Annotated in this window: 20 protein-coding genes; 19 read left to right on the top strand and 1 reads right to left on the bottom strand. The window is 64.4% G+C overall.

Annotated elements, in window-relative coordinates; all coding sequences use genetic code 11:
• The first annotated feature begins 153 nt into the window (after positions 1-153).
• From DNK10_RS09595 to DNK10_RS09535, 13 genes are read left to right on the top strand one after another with little or no spacing between them, the layout of a single operon-like run.
• Complete coding sequence (locus tag DNK10_RS09595) at positions 154-579, top strand: acyl-CoA thioesterase (protein WP_131191381.1); 426 nt, start codon at positions 154-156, stop codon at positions 577-579.
• A complete protein-coding gene (locus tag DNK10_RS09590; protein WP_131180099.1) occupies positions 576-1,184 on the top strand; it encodes an outer membrane lipoprotein carrier protein LolA in 609 nt (202 codons plus the stop codon). The genes DNK10_RS09595 and DNK10_RS09590 overlap by 4 nt, the downstream gene beginning before the upstream one ends.
• Positions 1,174-3,516, top strand: a complete 2,343-nt coding sequence (locus tag DNK10_RS09585; protein ID WP_244216232.1) for an MMPL family transporter — start codon at positions 1,174-1,176, stop codon at positions 3,514-3,516. Before DNK10_RS09590 ends, DNK10_RS09585 begins: the two co-directional genes overlap by 11 nt.
• Positions 3,513-4,661, top strand: a complete 1,149-nt coding sequence (locus DNK10_RS09580; RefSeq protein ID WP_131191380.1) for a sodium:proton antiporter — start codon at positions 3,513-3,515, stop codon at positions 4,659-4,661. Before DNK10_RS09585 ends, DNK10_RS09580 begins: the two co-directional genes overlap by 4 nt.
• On the top strand, positions 4,648-5,892 hold the full coding sequence (locus DNK10_RS09575; RefSeq protein ID WP_131191379.1) for an NAD(P)/FAD-dependent oxidoreductase: 1,245 nt from the start codon (positions 4,648-4,650) through the stop codon (positions 5,890-5,892). Before DNK10_RS09580 ends, DNK10_RS09575 begins: the two co-directional genes overlap by 14 nt.
• 10 nt (positions 5,893-5,902) lie before the next feature.
• On the top strand, positions 5,903-6,631 hold the full coding sequence (locus tag DNK10_RS09570) for a class I SAM-dependent methyltransferase (RefSeq protein WP_131191539.1): 729 nt from the start codon (positions 5,903-5,905) through the stop codon (positions 6,629-6,631).
• On the top strand, positions 6,628-7,110 hold the full coding sequence (locus tag DNK10_RS09565) for a DUF3261 domain-containing protein (RefSeq protein ID WP_131191378.1): 483 nt from the start codon (positions 6,628-6,630) through the stop codon (positions 7,108-7,110). Before DNK10_RS09570 ends, DNK10_RS09565 begins: the two co-directional genes overlap by 4 nt.
• Entirely contained in the window at positions 7,107-8,315 is a 1,209-nt protein-coding gene (locus DNK10_RS09560) for a beta-ketoacyl-[acyl-carrier-protein] synthase family protein (RefSeq protein WP_131191377.1), read from the top strand. Before DNK10_RS09565 ends, DNK10_RS09560 begins: the two co-directional genes overlap by 4 nt.
• Entirely contained in the window at positions 8,312-8,782 is a 471-nt protein-coding gene (locus DNK10_RS09555) for a hotdog family protein (protein WP_131191376.1), read from the top strand. Before DNK10_RS09560 ends, DNK10_RS09555 begins: the two co-directional genes overlap by 4 nt.
• Positions 8,779-9,507, top strand: a complete 729-nt coding sequence (fabG, locus tag DNK10_RS09550) for a 3-oxoacyl-ACP reductase FabG (RefSeq protein WP_131191375.1) — start codon at positions 8,779-8,781, stop codon at positions 9,505-9,507. Before DNK10_RS09555 ends, fabG begins: the two co-directional genes overlap by 4 nt.
• Before the next feature lie 19 nt (positions 9,508-9,526).
• Positions 9,527-10,753 carry a beta-ketoacyl-ACP synthase gene (locus DNK10_RS09545; protein ID WP_131191374.1) on the top strand — a complete coding sequence of 409 codons (1,227 nt, stop codon included), beginning with the start codon at positions 9,527-9,529 and terminating at the stop codon, positions 10,751-10,753.
• 31 nt (positions 10,754-10,784) lie between these two features.
• Positions 10,785-11,186 (top strand): hypothetical protein, encoded by a 402-nt coding sequence (locus DNK10_RS09540; RefSeq protein ID WP_208738804.1) that lies wholly within the window; start codon positions 10,785-10,787, stop codon positions 11,184-11,186.
• Between the two features lie 16 nt (positions 11,187-11,202).
• The gene (locus DNK10_RS09535; protein ID WP_131191372.1) at positions 11,203-11,643 is read left to right on the top strand and encodes an excinuclease; all 441 of its coding nucleotides are present in this window, start codon (positions 11,203-11,205) and stop codon (positions 11,641-11,643) included.
• 568 nt (positions 11,644-12,211) lie between these two features.
• Here DNK10_RS09535 and DNK10_RS09530 read toward each other — a convergent pair.
• Positions 12,212-12,766 carry a methyltransferase family protein gene (locus DNK10_RS09530; RefSeq protein ID WP_131191371.1) on the bottom strand — a complete coding sequence of 185 codons (555 nt, stop codon included), beginning with the start codon at positions 12,764-12,766 and terminating at the stop codon, positions 12,212-12,214.
• A gap of 60 nt (positions 12,767-12,826) precedes the next feature.
• Here DNK10_RS09530 and DNK10_RS09525 point away from each other — a divergent pair, with 60 nt between their 5' ends.
• Genes DNK10_RS09525 through DNK10_RS09500 form a run of 6 tightly spaced genes read left to right on the top strand, consistent with a single transcriptional unit; the run spans position 12,827 to position 17,194 of the window.
• Positions 12,827-13,234: a hotdog family protein gene (locus tag DNK10_RS09525; RefSeq protein ID WP_131191370.1), complete on the top strand. Its 408-nt coding sequence runs from the start codon at positions 12,827-12,829 to the stop codon at positions 13,232-13,234.
• Positions 13,227-14,111, top strand: a complete 885-nt coding sequence (locus DNK10_RS09520) for an ABC transporter ATP-binding protein (RefSeq protein ID WP_131180090.1) — start codon at positions 13,227-13,229, stop codon at positions 14,109-14,111. Before DNK10_RS09525 ends, DNK10_RS09520 begins: the two co-directional genes overlap by 8 nt.
• Positions 14,108-15,295 carry an ABC transporter permease gene (locus DNK10_RS09515; RefSeq protein ID WP_131191369.1) on the top strand — a complete coding sequence of 396 codons (1,188 nt, stop codon included), beginning with the start codon at positions 14,108-14,110 and terminating at the stop codon, positions 15,293-15,295. The genes DNK10_RS09520 and DNK10_RS09515 overlap by 4 nt, the downstream gene beginning before the upstream one ends.
• Complete coding sequence (locus DNK10_RS09510) at positions 15,277-15,543, top strand: acyl carrier protein (protein WP_131180088.1); 267 nt, start codon at positions 15,277-15,279, stop codon at positions 15,541-15,543. Before DNK10_RS09515 ends, DNK10_RS09510 begins: the two co-directional genes overlap by 19 nt.
• Positions 15,540-16,646, top strand: a complete 1,107-nt coding sequence (locus tag DNK10_RS09505) for a beta-ketoacyl synthase N-terminal-like domain-containing protein (protein ID WP_131191368.1) — start codon at positions 15,540-15,542, stop codon at positions 16,644-16,646. Before DNK10_RS09510 ends, DNK10_RS09505 begins: the two co-directional genes overlap by 4 nt.
• The gene (locus DNK10_RS09500) at positions 16,643-17,194 is read left to right on the top strand and encodes a hypothetical protein (RefSeq protein WP_131191367.1); all 552 of its coding nucleotides are present in this window, start codon (positions 16,643-16,645) and stop codon (positions 17,192-17,194) included. The genes DNK10_RS09505 and DNK10_RS09500 overlap by 4 nt, the downstream gene beginning before the upstream one ends.
• Positions 17,195-17,316: the final 122 nt, after the last annotated feature.

The raw sequence follows: 17,316 nt of genomic DNA, 5'->3' as shown, positions 1-17,316 counted from the left end.
CAAGCCAGCTCCTACAAGGTGCGCAACGCGACCGTACACACCTGACACGTGTAGGAGCCGGCTTGCCGGCGATAACGACGTTGAAATCCGCTTCGGTGTTGCCGCGCGAATCGCTTTCGCTGGCAAGCCAGCGCCTACAGGGACGAAGCCATCATGCGTAGCAAAGGCGTGCTGCAGGCCGAGGTGGAAATCCTCGTGCCGTTCTTCGACGTGGACATGATGGAAATCGTCTGGCACGGCCACTACGTCAAGTACTTCGAACAGGCACGCTGTGCCCTGCTCGACCGCCTCGACCACGGCTACCCGCAGATGCGTGACAGCGGTTACGCCTGGCCGGTGATCGATCTGCAGCTGCGCTACATCCGCGGCGCCCAATTCGGCCAGCGCATCACCGTGTGCGCGGATCTGGTCGAATGGGAAAACCGCCTGAAGATCCACTACCTGATCAGCGACAGCACCAGTGGCGAACGCATGACCCGCGGCAGCAGTGTGCAGGTAGCCGTGGAAATCGCCAGCCGGGAAATGCAGTTGGCTTCACCGCAGGTATTCATCGATGCCGTGCAACGGGTGATCGGATGATCGCCATGGCGCGCTTCGCCCTGCTGCTCGGCCTGGCGCTGGCGACCCTGAACAGCCAGGCCGAGACACTGACCCTCGACGGGCTCAGCAAGCAGCTGTCGCAGCACGCCGTGGTGCGTGGGCCGTTCATCCAGGAAAAACACCTGCGCGCCCTGCCCCAGCCGCTGGCCAGCAGTGGCGACTTCGTGCTCGCCGCCGATGCCGGCCTGCTCTGGAAGCTGCGCAAACCACTTCAGCAGGACTACCGCATCGACGCCACCGGCATCGCCCGGCGCACCGTCGACGGTTGGCAGATGCAACCGGGACGCGACGTCGCCGCGCAGCAGAGCCGCCTGTTTCTCGACGTGCTCAAGGGCAACCACAGCGGCCTGGCGCGGGATTTCGACCTGCAGCTGAGCGGCGACGCCAAGGCCTGGACGCTGAGCCTGTCGCCGACCTCGCTGCTGCTCAAGCAGGTGTTCAGCCGCATCGACATCAGCGGTGGCGAGCTGGTCGAGCGTATCGAATTACACGAAACCCAGGGCGACCGCACGCTGATGCGCATGCCCGCGAGTGTCGTGGATGATGCCCTGAGCGAGCAGGAGCGTAGCGACTTTGCCCGCTGAACCGAGAAACGCGCTCATCGAGCGCCGACTGCCGCGGCTGTTCGCCGTATTGCTGTTGGCGCTGCTGGCGCTGACCGCCTGGCAGTGGCGCAATGGCCCGCCGGTGGCTGCCAGCATGCTCGCCCTGCTGCCCAGCGGCGCCGGCGATGCGCGGCTGCAACAGGCCGAAGCGCGTATGCAGGAGCCGATTCAGCACGACGTGCTGGTGCTGGTCGGCCACCCCGAGCGCGAGCGTGCCGTCGACCTGGCTGCCACCCTGGGTCAGCAATGGCGCGACAGCGGCCACTTCGAACAGGTGCGCTGGAGACTCGACAGCGACCTCGACGCCCTGCGCCAGCATCTGCGCGACAACCGCCTGAACCTGCTCCCCGCGGCCGACCGTCAGTTGCTGATCGAGCAGCCGGAAATCTTCATCCAGCAACGCGCTGCCGGGCTGTTCGATCCGTTCGCGTCCTTCAGCCTGCTACCGCCGGAACAGGACTGGTTCGGCCTGGGCGGACGTGCTCAGCAGGCGCTCAATTTTGGCGGCCGGGTACAGCCGGATCTGGCCAGTGGCACCCTGCTGGTTCAGGAATCCGGCATGAGCTGGGCCGTGCTGCACCTGCGCAGCCACGGCGACGCCTTCGATATGCAGGCACCACTGGCCATCGCACACAGTATCGAAGCCGCGCGTTCCACTGCCGAGGCAGCCGGCGGCCAGTTGCTTGCCACCGGCGGCGTACTGTACGCCGCGGCGGGCCAGAACAAAGCCATGAGCGAGATGACCCTGATTGGCGGTGCCGCCAGCCTCGGCACCCTGCTGCTATTGCTGCTGGCCTTCCGGCGCCCGCGGGTGCTGCTCAGCCTGCTGCCGATCGGCGTGGCCCTGCTCACTGGTTCTGCCGCCTGCGTACTGCTGTTCGGCCAGATCAACGCCTTGACCCTGGTGCTTGGCGCCAGCCTGATCGGCGTTGCCGCCGACTACCCGCTGCATTACCTGAGCAAGAGCTGGGGCCACACCGAGTGGCGCAGCTGGAGCGCGTTGCGCAGTACCCTGCCGGGCCTCAGCCTGAGCCTGGGTACCAACCTGATCGGTTACCTGGCGCTGGCCTTCACGCCGTTCCCGGCCCTGACGCAGATCGCTGCGTTCTCCGCTGCCGGCCTGATCGGTGCCTATCTCTGCTCGGTCTGCCTGCTCCCCGCCTGGCTGGATGGCATGCAGCTGCGCCCGGCTCCGCGCCTGCTGGCCGTGGCCACGCGCCTGCTGAGCTGGCACAGCCGCATACAGAAAGGCAGCGGCAATTTCTGGCTACTCGGCCTGTTCCTGCTGTTCTGCGCGGGCGGTATCTGGCAGTTGCACAGCCAGAACGATCTGCGCCAGTGGCTGGGCAAGGATCCGGCGCTGTTCGCCCAGTCGCAGCGCATCGTGCAGCTCACCGGGCAGCAGCCCACCAGCCAGTTCTTTCTGGTACGTGCGGCCGATGAGGCGCAACTGCTGCAGCGTCAGCACGCCCTCGGCATACGTCTCGACACACTGGTGAAGAGCGATCAGCTGCGCAGCTACCTGTCGCTCAACCAACTGATAGTGCCCGCCGCCCAGTTGCAGTCGCTACGCACTGCCCTGGCAGAACTGCCAACGCATTGGCAAGCGCTGCTCGACCTGGGCGTACCGGCCGCCGCGTTGCAGACCGAGCTGCAGCAACTGCTGGAACAGCCACAAGCGGATCTGGATCAAGCCCTCGCCAACCCGCTGGCCGAGCCCTGGCGCACACTATGGCTGGGCCGCGATGAAAATGGCGTTGCCGCCATCGTCAGCCTGCAGGGGCAGACCGACAGCGCACTGCTGCAAACCGCCGCCGACGGGCTCGACGGCGTGCAACTGGTCGACCGCCTGGGCGAGTTGAACAACCTGTTCGCCGCCACCCAGATCAGCGCCGCCGAACTCAAGCTGGTGTCGTGCCTGGCGATCGTGCTGCTGCTGTGCATACCCTTCGGCATCGGCGGTGCCTTGCGTGTGGTCTGCCTGCCGCTGCTGGCAGCACTCGCCGCGCTGGCCTGCCTGGGCTGGCTGGGCCAGCCGCTGACCCTGTTCAGCCTGTTCGGCCTGCTGCTGATCACCGCCATCGGCGTCGATTACGCCATCCTGATGCGCGAGAATATCGGCGGCCCCGCCGTCAGCCTGCTCGGCACGCTGCTCTCGGCAGTCTCCAGCTGGCTGTCGTTCGGCCTGCTGCTGATCAGCCAGACGCCCGCCATCGCCAACTTCGGCCTGGCCATCAGCCTTGGCCTGATGTTCTGTTTCCTGCTGTCGCCCTGGGCCGCCACGCGGCCTGACAAGGAGGTCATCGCGTGACCGTGCTCGGTTTCTGGCTGCTGGCTCTGGCGGTCTACGCCCTCGTGGGCATCGTCGCCGGTCGCCGGCTGATTCCCATCGTCGGCCAGTTGCTGGTCGCCAGCCTGGCGATACCCGCGCTGCTGCTCGGCTGGGTCGAGCCGCACCTGCAACTGGGCGCCGCGGATCTGCTCGCGCCGACCTGGCTGAACCTGCTCTACGGCCTGTGCTTCGCCCTGCTGCTGGGCTACATCCTCAGCGACGTGATCGACCTCGAACTCAGCCCGGCGTGCCTGAAGATCGCCCTGCCGAGCTTTCTGATTCCGATGCTCGCGGGCCTGGTCTGCGCGCTGTGGGTGTTGCCTGGGGAGCGTAGCTGGCTGAGCGCCGTGGGCATCGGCCTGCTGTTTTCCATCACGGCGATCCCGGTGCTCTATCTGTTCCTGCAGAGCATCGACTATCCGCCCGCAGCGACCAAACGCCTGCTGCACGCGGCGATCCTGATGGACTTCATGTGCTGGAGCCTGTTCGGCCTGGCCCAGGGCAGCAGCCATCCGGAAAGCCTGCTGTGGCCGCTGCTGGCCGCCGCCCTGCCGCTGCTGTTGCAGGTGATGAAGTTGCGTCATCCGCTGTTCTACAGCCTGCCGTTCTTTGCCCTGATGCTGCTGTTGCACAGCCTCAAGCTCAACGCCCTGGTGTTCGGCATCGCCTACATGTTGTGCCTGTCCTGGATCGGCCAGCCATTGCGCCTGCCACTGCCGGAGCACCTGTGGAAACTGCTGATGAACGGCCTGGCCGTTCCGCTGATCCTCACCTGCGGCGTTTTGCGCGTGGACTTCCACGGCATCGATGAGCACTACTCCTGGCTGTCGGTCGGCGTGCTGCTGGTGGTACCGGTGGTCAGCAAAGTGCTGGGAAGCTGGCTTGGCCTGCACTGGGCGGAGCCGGCCGCCTCGGCGCAGATCAAGTGGCGCGAAAGCCTGCTGCTGAATATTCGTGGCCTGACCGAAATCGTGTTTCTCAACCTGCTCCTGCAATTGCAGCTGATCGATGCAATGGTCTATTTCGGCCTGCTGCTGATGAGCCTGTTCTCCACTCTGCTGCCAGCCCTGCTGGGCCGGCGCGCTTATACAAGCGAGGCGAAAAGCCGCTATGAAGTCTCCTGAAGTCCAACAGCATCAGATCGTCGTAGTCGGTGCCGGCCCATCCGGTGCCATCGCCGCCGCCATCCTCAAGCGCAAGGGCCACGAGGTGCTGATTCTCGAACGCCAGCGTTTCCCGCGCTTCTCGATCGGCGAGAGTCTGCTGTCGCATTGCCTGGACTTCGTCGAAGAGGCCGGCATGCTCGACGCTGTGCGCGCCGCAGGCTTTCAGATCAAGCACGGCGCGGCCTTCGCCTGGGGCGACCGCTACACCGACTTCGACTTCCGCGAGACCTTCACGCCGAGCTTCGGCTCGACCTTCCAGGTGCAACGCGCCACCTTCGACAAGGTGCTGGCCGACGAAGCCGAGCGCCAGGGCGTGACCATCCGCTACGAAGAAGAAATCGTCGCGGTGGACTTCAGCGGCGAACAACCCTTGCTGTCGGTGCGTCGTCTCGCGGACGGCCACGAGTACCAGGTGTGCTGCACCTTCGTGCTCGACGCCAGTGGCTATGGCCGCCTGCTGCCGCGCCTGCTCGACCTCGAACTGCCGTCCAACCTGCCGATGCGCAAGGCGCTGTTCACGCATATCGAAGACCGTATCGATCACCCGGACTTCGACCGCGAGAAGATCCTCATCACCACCCACCCGACGCTGCGCGATGTGTGGTTCTGGACGATCCCGTTCAGCAACGGCCGCTGCTCCCTCGGCGTGGTCGGCCTGGCCGAGCGCTTCGACGGCTACCCGCAAGACATGGACGCCGCCCTCAAGCAGTTCGTCGAGGAAACCCCGAGCCTGACCAAGGTACTGGGCAATGCCGTGTGGGATACCCCGGTGCGCGAAATCAAGGGCTACTCGGCCAACGTCAAGACCCTGCATGGCCCCGGCTTCGCCCTGCTGGGCAACGCCGCCGAGTTCCTCGACCCGGTGTTCTCCTCCGGCGTGACCATCGCCATGCGCTCGGCGAGCATGGCCGCCAACCTGCTGCACCGCCAGTTGAGCGGCGAAAGCGTGGACTGGGAACTGGACTTCGCCACCCCGCTCAAACGCGGCGTCGACACCTTCCGTGTCTACGTGGAAGGCTGGTACGACGGCAGCTTCCAGGACGTGATCTATTACCCCAATGCCTCACCCGAGATCCGTAGCATGATCAGCTCCATCCTCGCCGGCTATGCCTGGGACGAGCGCAACCCCTACGTGGCCGAACCTCGGCGACGCCTGCGGGTACTGGCGGAGTTGTGCGCCAGTGTCTGAGAACGCTTCGATGAACCGCGCCGCGGCCACCTATGTCGAGGAAACCGGTTTCGGTTTCTGGTTCCTGCGCAGCCATGTGTGGCAGCACCATGTGCTACGCGTGGCCGTCGAAGATCTGCACAAGCTGATCAGCGGCCCGCTGCCGAGCGCTTCGCTGGTGCTGGATGCCGGTTGTGGCCAGGGCAAATCGTTCTCCCTGCTGCAGCGGGCCTTTCAGCCCGCACGCATCATCGGCCTGGATGCCGACCCGCACAGCCTCGACTGCTCGCGCGCCGAAGCGCAGCGGCTGGGACTGGACGTGCAGCTGATCGCCAGTGATTGCGCGGCGATCCAGCTGCCCGACGCCTGCGTCGACATCCTCTTCTGTCACCAGACCTTCCATCATCTGGTCGAACAGGAGCAGGCCCTGGCCGAATTCTGGCGCGTGCTCAAGCCCGGCGGCCTGCTGCTGTTCGCCGAGTCGACCAAGTACTACATCGATACCTGGGTGATCCGCTGGCTGTTCCGCCACCCGATGGAGGTGCAGAAGAGCGCCGAACAATACCTGGGCATGCTGCGTGACCAAGGCTTCGAGTTCAGCGAACGCAACGTGTCCTATCCCTACCTGTGGTGGAGCCGTTCGCAGGATTTCGGCCTGCTGGAACGCTGGGGCATTCGCCGGCCCAAGCCCTTTGGCCAGCGCAATGAGACCCTGGTCAATGCGGCGGTGCGCAAACCCTTCGAGCAGACGCCGACATGAACAAGCTGTTGCTGCTCGCCTGCGTGCTGTTGCTGACGGCCTGTGCCGCCCACACGCCGCTGCCCGCGTCTTCGCCAACGCTGGTTCAGCCGCTACCGATATCGCTGCAGGTAAGCACGGCCGATGGTCAAGTCTGGCTGCTGGTGATCCAGGCCGAAGGCAGCGCACTGCGCTGGTCGCTGTTCGACCCGCTCGGCGTGCCCCTGGCTCGACAGTCCCTGATCGCCGGCGCCTGGCACAATGACGGCCTGCTGCCGCCCAACGGCGACGCCCGCGAACTGTTCGCCGCCCTGCTGTTCGCCCTCACCCCGACCGATGAATTGGCGCGCAACTACGATCAGGCTAACTGGCAGCAGCAAGGCACTGACAATCGCCAGCTCGCGCCGCACTGGCGTATCCATTACCAGGCGCCGCTGGTCATCGAACTGGATAACGGCAAGCAGCACTACCGGGTGAGCCCACTGGAGATGCAACCATGATCGCTCGACTCGACGCCCTCGGCGTGGTCTGCGCCCTCGGTCAGGGCAAGCAGGCGGTGGCTGATGCCCTGTTCGCCGGCGACACCAGTGGCATGCGGAGCCAGGCCGGCTGGATACCCGAGCGCAGCGTGACCGTCGGCGCTGTCGAGGCGCCTCTACCGGAGATGCCCGCCGGCCAGGAACACGCCCTCAGCCGCAACAACCGGCTGCTGCTGGCCGCGGCCCTGGAAATCCACGACGAGATCCAGGCTGCCATTGCCCGCCATGGCGCCGGGCGCATCGCCGTGATGCTCGGCACCAGCACCTCGGGTATCGCCGAGGCGGGCGAGCATATCGCCGAATACGTGAACAGCGGCGTCCTGCCTGCCGAGTACCACTACAGCCGTCAGGAAATCGTGGCGCCTGCCACTTTTCTCGCCGACTGGCTGGGGCTGAGCGGGCCGGTGTATTGCCAATCCACCGCCTGCACCTCCAGCGCCCGCGCCCTGCTCAGCGCCCAACGCCTGCTGCAACTGGGTGCTTGCGATGCGGTGCTGTGCGGCGGCGTCGACAGCCTCTGCAAGCTGACCCTGAACGGCTTCGCCAGCCTCGAAGCGGTATCCGACGAACGCTGCAATCCGTTCTCGGTCAACCGCCACGGGATCAATATTGGCGAAGCGGCGGCACTGTTTCTGATGACCCGCGCGGACTCGGGCGATAATGCCCCAGGCATCGCCCTGCTCGGCGGCGGCGCCAGCTCCGACGCCCACCATATCTCTGCGCCGCACCCCCAGGGCATCGGCGCCCAGCAGGCCATGCACAAGGCGCTGAGCGCTGCGGGCCTCGCGGCCGAGCAGATCAGCTATCTGAACCTGCATGGCACCGCCACCACCCATAACGACGCCATGGAAAGCCTGGCGGTGCAGGCGCTGTTCCCCGAGGGCGTGGCCTGTTCGTCGAGCAAAGCCCTGACCGGCCACACCCTCGGTGCCGCCGGGGCGCTGGAAGCGGCGTTCTGCTGGCTGACCCTGAGCCACTACAATACCGCCGGTAAGCTGCCCGTGCATGTCTGGGATGGCCAGGCAGACCCGCAGCTGCCACGCCTGAACCTGGTCGAGGCGAACGTCCATGACCAGCTACCAACGGGTGGCCGCCGTTACCTGATGAGCAATTCGTTCGCCTTTGGCGGCAACAACCTGTCATTGATTCTGGGAGACCTGCCGTGAGTGTCTGGCCCGTCGCCGAGCTGGTGCCCCACGCTGGCGACATGATTCTGATCGACGAGGTGCTGGCGTTCAGCGCCGAGCATATCGAGACCTGCCTGGTGGTACGCCCGGGCGGGCTGTTCAGCGATGCGGACGGCAGCCTGCCCGCGTCGGTCGGCATCGAGCTGATGGCCCAGAGCGTAGCCGCCTTCGCCGGTTGTCACGCACGCCGGGAAGGCCGTCCGGTGGAACTCGGCTTCCTGCTCGGCACGCGCAATTTCACCTGCAACGTGGATCGCTTTCCGGCCGGCAGTACCCTGCACATCAACGCCACACGCTCGCTGCAGGACGACAACGGCATGTGCGTGTTCGAATGCCGCCTGCAAGGCCCGGACATTCTCGTCGAGGCCCGCCTGAACGTGTTTCAGCCCCGCGATGTGGCCACCTATATTCAGGAACCCCCCATTTCTCAGGAGCCGTCCGCATGAGCGAGACCATTCTGGTCACCGGATCGAGCCGCGGTATCGGCCGCGCCATCGCCCTGCGCCTGGCGCGCGCCGGTTTCGACCTCGTACTGCACTGCCGTTCGCGCCGCGATGAAGCCGAAGCCGTGCAGGCACAGATCGAAGCCCTTGGGCAGAGCGCCCGCATCCTGCAGTTCGACGTGGCCGACCGCGATGCCTGCCGCAACGCCCTGGAGGCTGACGTGGAAACCCACGGCGCCTACTACGGTGTCGTATGCAACGCCGGCCTGACCCGCGATGGCGCCTTCCCGGCGCTCAGCGGAGAGGACTGGGATGTGGTGCTGCGCACAAATCTGGATGGTTTCTACAACGTCCTGCAGCCGCTGACCATGCCCATGGTGCGCCGCCGCCAGCCAGGGCGTATCGTCTGCATCACCTCGGTTTCCGGGTTGATCGGCAATCGCGGCCAGGTCAATTACAGCGCCTCCAAAGCCGGTATCATCGGCGCCGCCAAGGCGCTGGCCATCGAGCTGGGCAAGCGCAGGATCACCGTCAACTGCGTGGCGCCGGGGCTGATCGATACGGAGATTCTCGACGAGCACGTACCGCTCGAGGAGATTCTCAAGATGATTCCCGCCGCGCGCATGGGCACCCCGGAAGAAGTGGCTGGCGCGGTGAATTTTCTGATGTCCGAAGAGGCGGCTTATATCACCCGCCAGGTAATCGCCGTGAATGGCGGTCTGTGTTGATCAAGAGCGAAGTGGCACGATGAAGCGCGTAGTCGTTACCGGCATGGCCGGCATTACCTCCCTGGGCGATAGCTGGGACAGTATCTCGGCGAATTTCCGCGCCAATCGCAGCGGCATTCGCGTCATGCACGAGTGGGATCGTTTCAGCGAACTGAACACCCGCCTGGGCGGCCCGGTGGACGACTTCGTCGTGCCCGGCCACTGGACGCGCAAGCAACTGCGCAGCATGGGCCGCGTATCACGGCTGTCGGTCTACGCCGCCGAGCGCGCCCTGGCGCATGCCGGACTGCTCGGCGACGCGACTATCGGTGACGGACGCATGGGCGTGGCCTGCGGTTCGTCCACCGGCAGTACCGAGGAAATCAAGGCGTTCGGCAACATGCTGCTCAACTCGGTCGCCGACGGCCTCAATGCCAACTCCTACATACGCATGATGCCGCACACCACGGCAGCCAATATCAGCATCTTCTTCGGTCTTACCGGTCGATTGATTCCGACCTCCAGCGCCTGCACCAGCGGCAGCCAGGGCATCGGCTATGCCTACGAGGCGATCAAGTTCGGGCGCCTGCCGCTGATGCTCGCCGGTGGCGCCGAGGAGCTGTGCCCGACCGAGGCCATGGTCTTCGATGCGCTCTACGCCACCAGCCTGAAGAACGACGCGCCGCACACCAGCCCGCGCCCCTACGACAACGGTCGCGACGGCCTGGTGATCGGTGAGGGCGCCGGCATGCTGGTACTCGAAGAACTCGAGCATGCGCTCGCCCGCGGTGCCACCATCCATGCCGAAATCGTCGGCTTCGGCTGCAACGCCGACGGCCAGCACGCCACCAAGCCGGTACAGGCCACCATGCGCCGCGCCATGGAACTCGCGCTGGAAGATGCCGCGCTGGCAGCGGACGCCATCGGTTACGTCAATGGCCATGGCACCGCTACCGAGCAGGGTGACGTGGCGGAAACCCAGGCCACCAGCAACCTGTTCGGCGCGAAGATGCCGATCAGCTCGCAGAAGAGCTACCTCGGCCATACCCTCGGCGCCTGCGGCGCGCTGGAATCCTGGTTCAGCATCGAAATGCTCAACAGCGACAGCTACGTGCATACGCTCAACCTGGATCAGGTCGACCCGGCGTGCGGCGAACTGGACTATCTGCGCGGCGAATTCCGCGAGATGAGCCATGAATACGTGATGAACAACAATTTCGCCTTCGGCGGGGTCAATACATCGCTGATTTTCCGCCGCTGGCACTAAGCAGATTTTTCACTGACAAGGACCATGGATGATGTCTCGTTTCAACCGCCTTGCCCTGCTCGCCCTTCTGCTGCTGGGCATCGCCGCCTGCACCTCGAAGCCTGTGGTGAACATCGAAAACAGCGCACCGCCTGCTGCGGCCAAGAGCCAGGATGACATGCGTCGGGCGATCTTCACCGCCCTGCAACGCCGTCAGTGGACGGTCGAACGCGCCGATCAGGGGCAGATCCTGGCATCGATCACCCGTCGCAGCCACCAGGCGCAAATCACCATTCCCTATACCGCATCGACTTACTCGATCCGCTACCGCGACAGTCACAACCTCGACTACCGCAAAGGCAAGATCCATCGCAATTACAACAAGTGGATCCAGAATCTGGATCTCAGCATCCAGCAGGAATTGAGCAGCCCCTCACCCTATTTGCCCCAGTGAACTCAAGGAGATACCCATGAAAGCGAAAGTCTGGACCACTGCTGCACTTCTCACCGTCGCCCTGCTGCCTGCCATCAGCCAGGCCCGTGACACCGCCCATTTCCTGGACTTCCAGTCGGTGATCAATGAAGCCACCCAAGCCGGCCGTCTGGACGGTTCGGTGAAGTTCTACCTGAACAAAACGCCGGCTGGCGCCAAGATCATCAATGCCAACGTCACCACCAACCAGAAGACCAATGCCTTCGGTAAAAGTGACGAGGAAGCCTGCAGCTGGGTTCTGCAATCGGCGCTGATCAAGTTGCAGAATTCCGCCAAGGCCGCTGGCGCCAACGCCGTGGTCGACCTGGCCAGCTACTACAAGAGCAAGGAATACCGCGACAACAGCAAATACGAATGCCACGCTGGTGCCATCATGGCCGGCGTGGCGTTGAAGGGTAAGTACGCCAGCGTCAAGTAAGCGCTGCCCGGTCGTAGCAAACCAAGCCGCCTGTGGGCGGCTTTTTCATATCAACCTGGACTACGAGGCTTATCAACGCGTCTACCGCCGGCCCATGATCGAAAGCCAGCCACCAGGCCGTTGAGCGCCAAGCTCAGAGCCTGTTCACTATCTAGCGAGCTAGAGCCATACAAGGACTAGTGTCGCATCACGGATCAAGTGTCGTATCCAAGCGAACGGGCTGAGCAGGCGTAGGGTGGATGACGCTCTTTTCATCCACCATTGTGATCGCAAAACGGTGGACGGGTCGGGCCGCGTAGGCAAAGCGTCAGCTACGCGCCCCGATCCACCCTACGAGTGGCCGCATCGCCTTATGGCTACCATCGCCCATCACGCGTGTTCCGTTCACCACCTCACGGACATCGAACACCTAGGCCGACACATAACCGTTGCCGCGACACTAGGCGTCCCCGCAAAACAGGCGAGGACGCGGAGTTTACGAGCTGTAAATGGGCAGTCCGACCGGGCTGGCGATCCAGCCTGTTTTTAACGCGATAAGGCCGACTCGCAGCAGATCGTGAACAAGCCCTCAGAAAATGAACGGAATGAACATCCGACTGCGCGCCATGTAGTCGCGGTAGGCATCGCCGAAATAAGCCTGGCACTCGCGCTCTTCACACCTGGCGGCCAGCCATAGCAGCACGCTGGACAGCACTCCCAGCACCAGAGTCACGGCCGTCGGCTGCTTCCAGGCGATGCCCCAGGCCAGTAGCAGCAACGAGCAATACATCGGATGGCGGATGTAGCGGAAGATGCCGCTGGTGACCAGCCTCGACGTGCGCTCGAAGGCGAACAGCTCATCATCCTGACGCCGCTCGTCGGCACGCCCGAAGCGACGCATCTGGTACACGCCCGCGAACAACACCAGCAGTGAAGCCGTCAGCAGCACCCAGGAAATACGCTGATGGGTGGCGGCGCGGTTCTCGAACCAGAACGGCGCATTGAGCACCAGCAATACCAGCATCACCTCCCAGGCGATGAAGCGATAAAAACCATGGCTGCGCGGGTTACCCAGCGACCGCCAGGAAATACCCGTCAGGACGATGCTCAGCACCACGAAAACCAGTAATTGCCAGACCCCCACCACATTCCTCCCCAATCGCCCTCTGTTACACTGCTGCGCTCGCACGCCCAGATGCTCGCCATGGATCGCACCCAACTGCACACACTGCTGCCGCACCAGGGCAAGGCGCTCTGGCTGGACTCGCTGCTCGAACACGACGCCAGCAGCATCCGCGGCCTGAGTGGCTGGCACCACCTCGACAGCCTGGGCGAAAACGCTTCGCCTTGCCTGCTGTTCGAAGCCGCCGCGCAACTGTGCGCTGCACATGGTGCCCTATACGGCGACGATGACGCCATCGAAATGGCCCTCGTCGGCAAGCTCTCGCACCTGCAATTGCATCACCAGCCGACACAGCGCGACGGCCAATTGCTGATCAGCGCGGCCCAGGAAACGCTGAGCCCGGCGGGCGCCCTGTATGGTTTCAGCGTGCACGCCGATGGATGCCTGCTGCTCGATGGCAAACTCCTGCTGGTGCTCGTCCGTGCTTGAGCTCAACGACCTCGGCTATTGCTACCCCGAAGCCCGCCAGCCGGCGCTGCAAGGTATCGATCTGCACCTGCAGGCAGGGCAATGCCTGGGCCTGCTCGGCAGCAACGGCGCCGGAAAGACCACCCTGCTGTCGCTGCTCAGTGGCGTGCTGCAGCCGCTGAGCGGGCAGATCGTCTGGCAAGGCGAGCGGCGCCTCGGTCTGGTGCCGCAGCAACTGGCGTTCTATGCCGGGCTGAAGGTGAAGGAAAACCTCGAACTGTTTGCCGATCTTTATGAACTGCGCGGCCCTGAACGTCGCCAGCGTCTGGATCGCTGCATCGCCAGTACGGCCCTGGAAGACAAGCTCGAACGCCGCGCCGAACGCCTGTCTGGCGGCGAACAGCGGCGCCTCAACTTCGCCATCGGCCTGCTGCAACCAGCAGAGCTGTATCTGTTCGATGAAGCCACCGTGGGCGTCGACGCCACTAGCCGACAGATGCTGCTCGAGGCCGTCCAGCAGTTGGTCGCCGAAGGCAAGACCGTGATCTACACCAGCCATTACCTCGACGAGGTGGAGCGTGTGGCGGATCGCATCCTGCTGCTCCATGAAGGCCGCGTGCAACTGGATATCGACAAGCACCAACTGCTCGGCGATCAACCGGGCCTGCTCCTGGAATGGCCCGAACGCGCACCTGAAGCGCTGCTGCCGCTGCTCGATGGGCTGGGCCTGAATGTCGAGCATTTGCCCAACGGCGTACGCATCGCCTCGCTGAACGTGGTGCAGTTGCTGGCGATCATCCGCTGCATCGCCGAGCAAGCGCAGGCGCCAAGTCTGCTGCGCTTTGGGCGCCCGTCTCTGGAGCAGCTCTACCTGCACCTCAATGGAGGTCGGCTATGAGACTGCGCGCCCTGGTTCGCAAGGAAATCCTCCTGTTGCTGCGCGATCCACACGCGCTGGCGGTGCTGTTCATCATGCCGACGCTGTTTCTGGTGATCATGGCCGGGGCCATGTCCAGCTACCTGCAGGATCGCCTCCCACCCCTGCAGTTGGTGCTCGAAGCAGCACAGCAGAGCGATTCCAGCCGCTTCTTCCAGAGTGCGCTGCAGGCGCAATTACCCGACAGCCAGTTGCTTGCCAGCGGCCCGCCGGAGATGGCACGCATCAGCCTGGCCGCCGACTTCGACGACAGGCTGCTGGATACGCCTCACCAAGGCCCGGCGCTGAGCTTCCCCGCCCAGTTCGATCGCCTCTCGCGCCAGCGCCTGCACGGCGCCGTGACCATCGCCCTCGCGCAAACCCGACTGCTCGCCTACTTGCAGGACAGCGGCGCGCTGGATGAAAACCTTACTCCGGCCGAACAGCTCGAACTGATCCAGCAACGTACCGAGAGCCATATCGACGAGCAGGAGCGCCTGGCCAGCGGCGACCTGAGCAACCAGGCCAATGCCACGCAGATGAGCGTACCGGCCTGGCTGATCTTCGGCATGTTCTTCGTCGTGCTGCCAATGGCCGGCAGCTTCCAGCGCGAGCAACAGAGCGGCGCGCTGCTGCGTTTTCGTTGCCTGGGCCTGGGACTCGGAACCCTGGCGCTGAGCAAGATGCTGCCTTACCTGGCCATCAACCTGTTGCAGTTCGTGCTGCTCCTGGGCATCGGCATGCACGGCCTGCCGCTGCTCGGGCTGCCAGCGCTGGAACTGAATGGCAGCCTGGCGGCTTACGCACTTGTGGCGGCAAGCATCGCCCTGGCCACCAGTTGCCTCGGCCTGCTGCTGGCGGCACTGGCACGCAGCAGTGAACAAGCGCTTTTGCTTGGCGGCGGGATCAATATAATCCTCGCGGCCATCGGCGGCATCATGGTGCCCAAGAGCGTGATGCCGGAGGCCATGCGCCAACTGGCGGAAGTATCCCCGATGAGCTGGGCGCTCGACGCCTTTCTCACTCTGCTGGTGGGCCACGGCTCACTCAACGACGTAGCCCCCTGGTGCGGGCGCCTGCTGCTGTTCGCAGCACTGGCGGGCGCCAGCGGCTTGTTCCTGTTCCACAAACGAGTACAGCAAACGCAATGGACGACACACTACTAGAAGAAAAGCTCAAGCAATTGCTGATTCGAGAGTGCGACAAGGAAGACGACATCGACTGGCAGAGCATCGACAACGACGAGCCGCTGTTCGGCCAGCAGAGCCGTATCCAGATGGATAGCCTGGACGCGCTGCAGGTCTCGCTGGCACTGCAACAGCATTATGGCGTGCGCATCGAAGGTGCCAAGGACGGCCGACGCATCCTGGGCAGCATCGCCAGCATCGCGGCCTTCATCAGGCAGAAGCAGTGACGCCCGTCTATCTTCAGCATGGCGCTCTGCACAGTGCACTCGGCGCCGATCTGCGCGCGGCCAGTGAGGCTCTGCAGCGTGGCGTGCTACCTGACGCGGATACCTTCGTATTGCACGAACTGCAGCAGCCGCGCCCTTACCTGAGCGTGCCGGCGGGCGAGAGCCGGGATCAGCATTTCGACCGTTTGATCCGCGAGACACTTGGCGAGGATGCCAGTGCGCTGGACGACTGCCTGCTGATCGTCGCCAGCACCAGCCTGGATATCAACGAGCTGGAAGAGCGCGTGGGCCAGGACGGCGGCTTCCACCCCGATCACTCGACCTCCCTCGACCTGATCGCCGAGCAACTCCGCGAGCGCTGGGGCTTCGCCGATACCTTTACCCTGAACACCGCGTGCACCAGCGCCGCCAACGGCCTGCTGTATGGCGCCCGCCTGCTCGGCGCGAACCTTTACCGCCGCGCCCTGGTGCTGGCCTTCGAGACGCCCAGCGCGGTAGCTCAGCAAGGCTTCGGCGCACTGGATCTGATCTCCGCCAGTGGCCACTATCGTCCCTTCCACCCTCAGCGCGATGGCCTGATTCTCGGCGAGGCCTACGTGGCCACGCTGCTGGCGCTGGAGCCTGGCCCTGCTCCTTTGGCCAGGCTGCTCGGCGGTTTCAGCGCCTGCGACACCAGCAATCTGACCACCACCCGCGAAGATGGCAGCCATATCGACTGGGTGATGCGCGAAGCCCTGCGCAGTGCTGGCACGAGCGCCGAGCGGATCGGTCTGGTGAAACTGCACGGCACCGCCACCGGCGCCAACGATCGCGCCGAGAGCAACGGCGTGCGCCTGCTGTTCGGCGCTGCGCTGCCGCCGATGTGCGTGCTCAAGCCCTGGCTCGGCCATACCCTGGGCGCCTGCGGCCTCGCTGAAACCCTGCTGCTGGTGCACAACCTCGCGCATCTGCCGACGTGCGATTACACCGACGAAGCCCTGCTTCCACTGCCGGCCGGGCCGCTCGCCATCGCCAATGACAGCCTGCTGCTGGCCAACTTCTTCGGCTTCGGCGGCAACAACGCCAGTCTGGTGCTGCAGCGCTGCACGGGAGAAGCATCATGAGCGCAGCCATCGCCGCCTGCAGCGTTCGCGGCAACGCCAGCTGCTCCGATAAGGATCTGAAAGCCGCCCTGGGTGAATGGCTGAACAGCCCGCCGCGGCGCATCGATCGGCTGATTCTCCAGGCCCTGCTGTGCACCGCCCCTCTCAAGGCGCAGGTGCGTCGAGATTGCGGTCTGTATCTCGCATCACGCTACCCGGCACGGGTAACCATGGGTTCACTGCTCGACGCGGTGTGCGTCCGCCAGCTTCAGCCCAAGCCCTTCGAATTCGTCAACAGCGTCAGCAATGCTGCCGGCTTCCATGTCGCGGCCCAACTGGGGCTGGAGGGGCCGAACCTGTTTATCGGCGCCGGCCCACGCGCCTGGAAACAGCTGCAGGCATTGGCCGGACTGGATCTGGCCGACGGCCTGGTCAGCCAGGCGCTGCTGGTGCTGATCGACGAGAACGACGAGTTCGTAGCCCAGGCGGTGCTGATCAATGGGCTGAGCAAAGCGGCAGATTTTGCCGAGCTAACGGCGGGGATCGACGTGCTGCTGTTGCAGCTATAAAAAGCGACTGCTGTGTGGCGCAAGCGGACGGTCGTAGGATGGGTGAAACCCATCGGAAATTGATGGGTTTCACCCATCCTACGGGCTGGTGGATGAAAAGAGCGTCATCCACCCTACGTCCG

This window comes from Phytopseudomonas daroniae (assembly GCF_004327275.1).
In the GTDB taxonomy this organism is placed as follows: Bacteria; Pseudomonadota; Gammaproteobacteria; order Pseudomonadales; family Pseudomonadaceae; genus Aquipseudomonas; species Aquipseudomonas daroniae.
The sequence above is the reverse complement of the archived record's forward strand: the minus strand, read 5'-3'. Positions and strand labels throughout refer to the sequence as shown.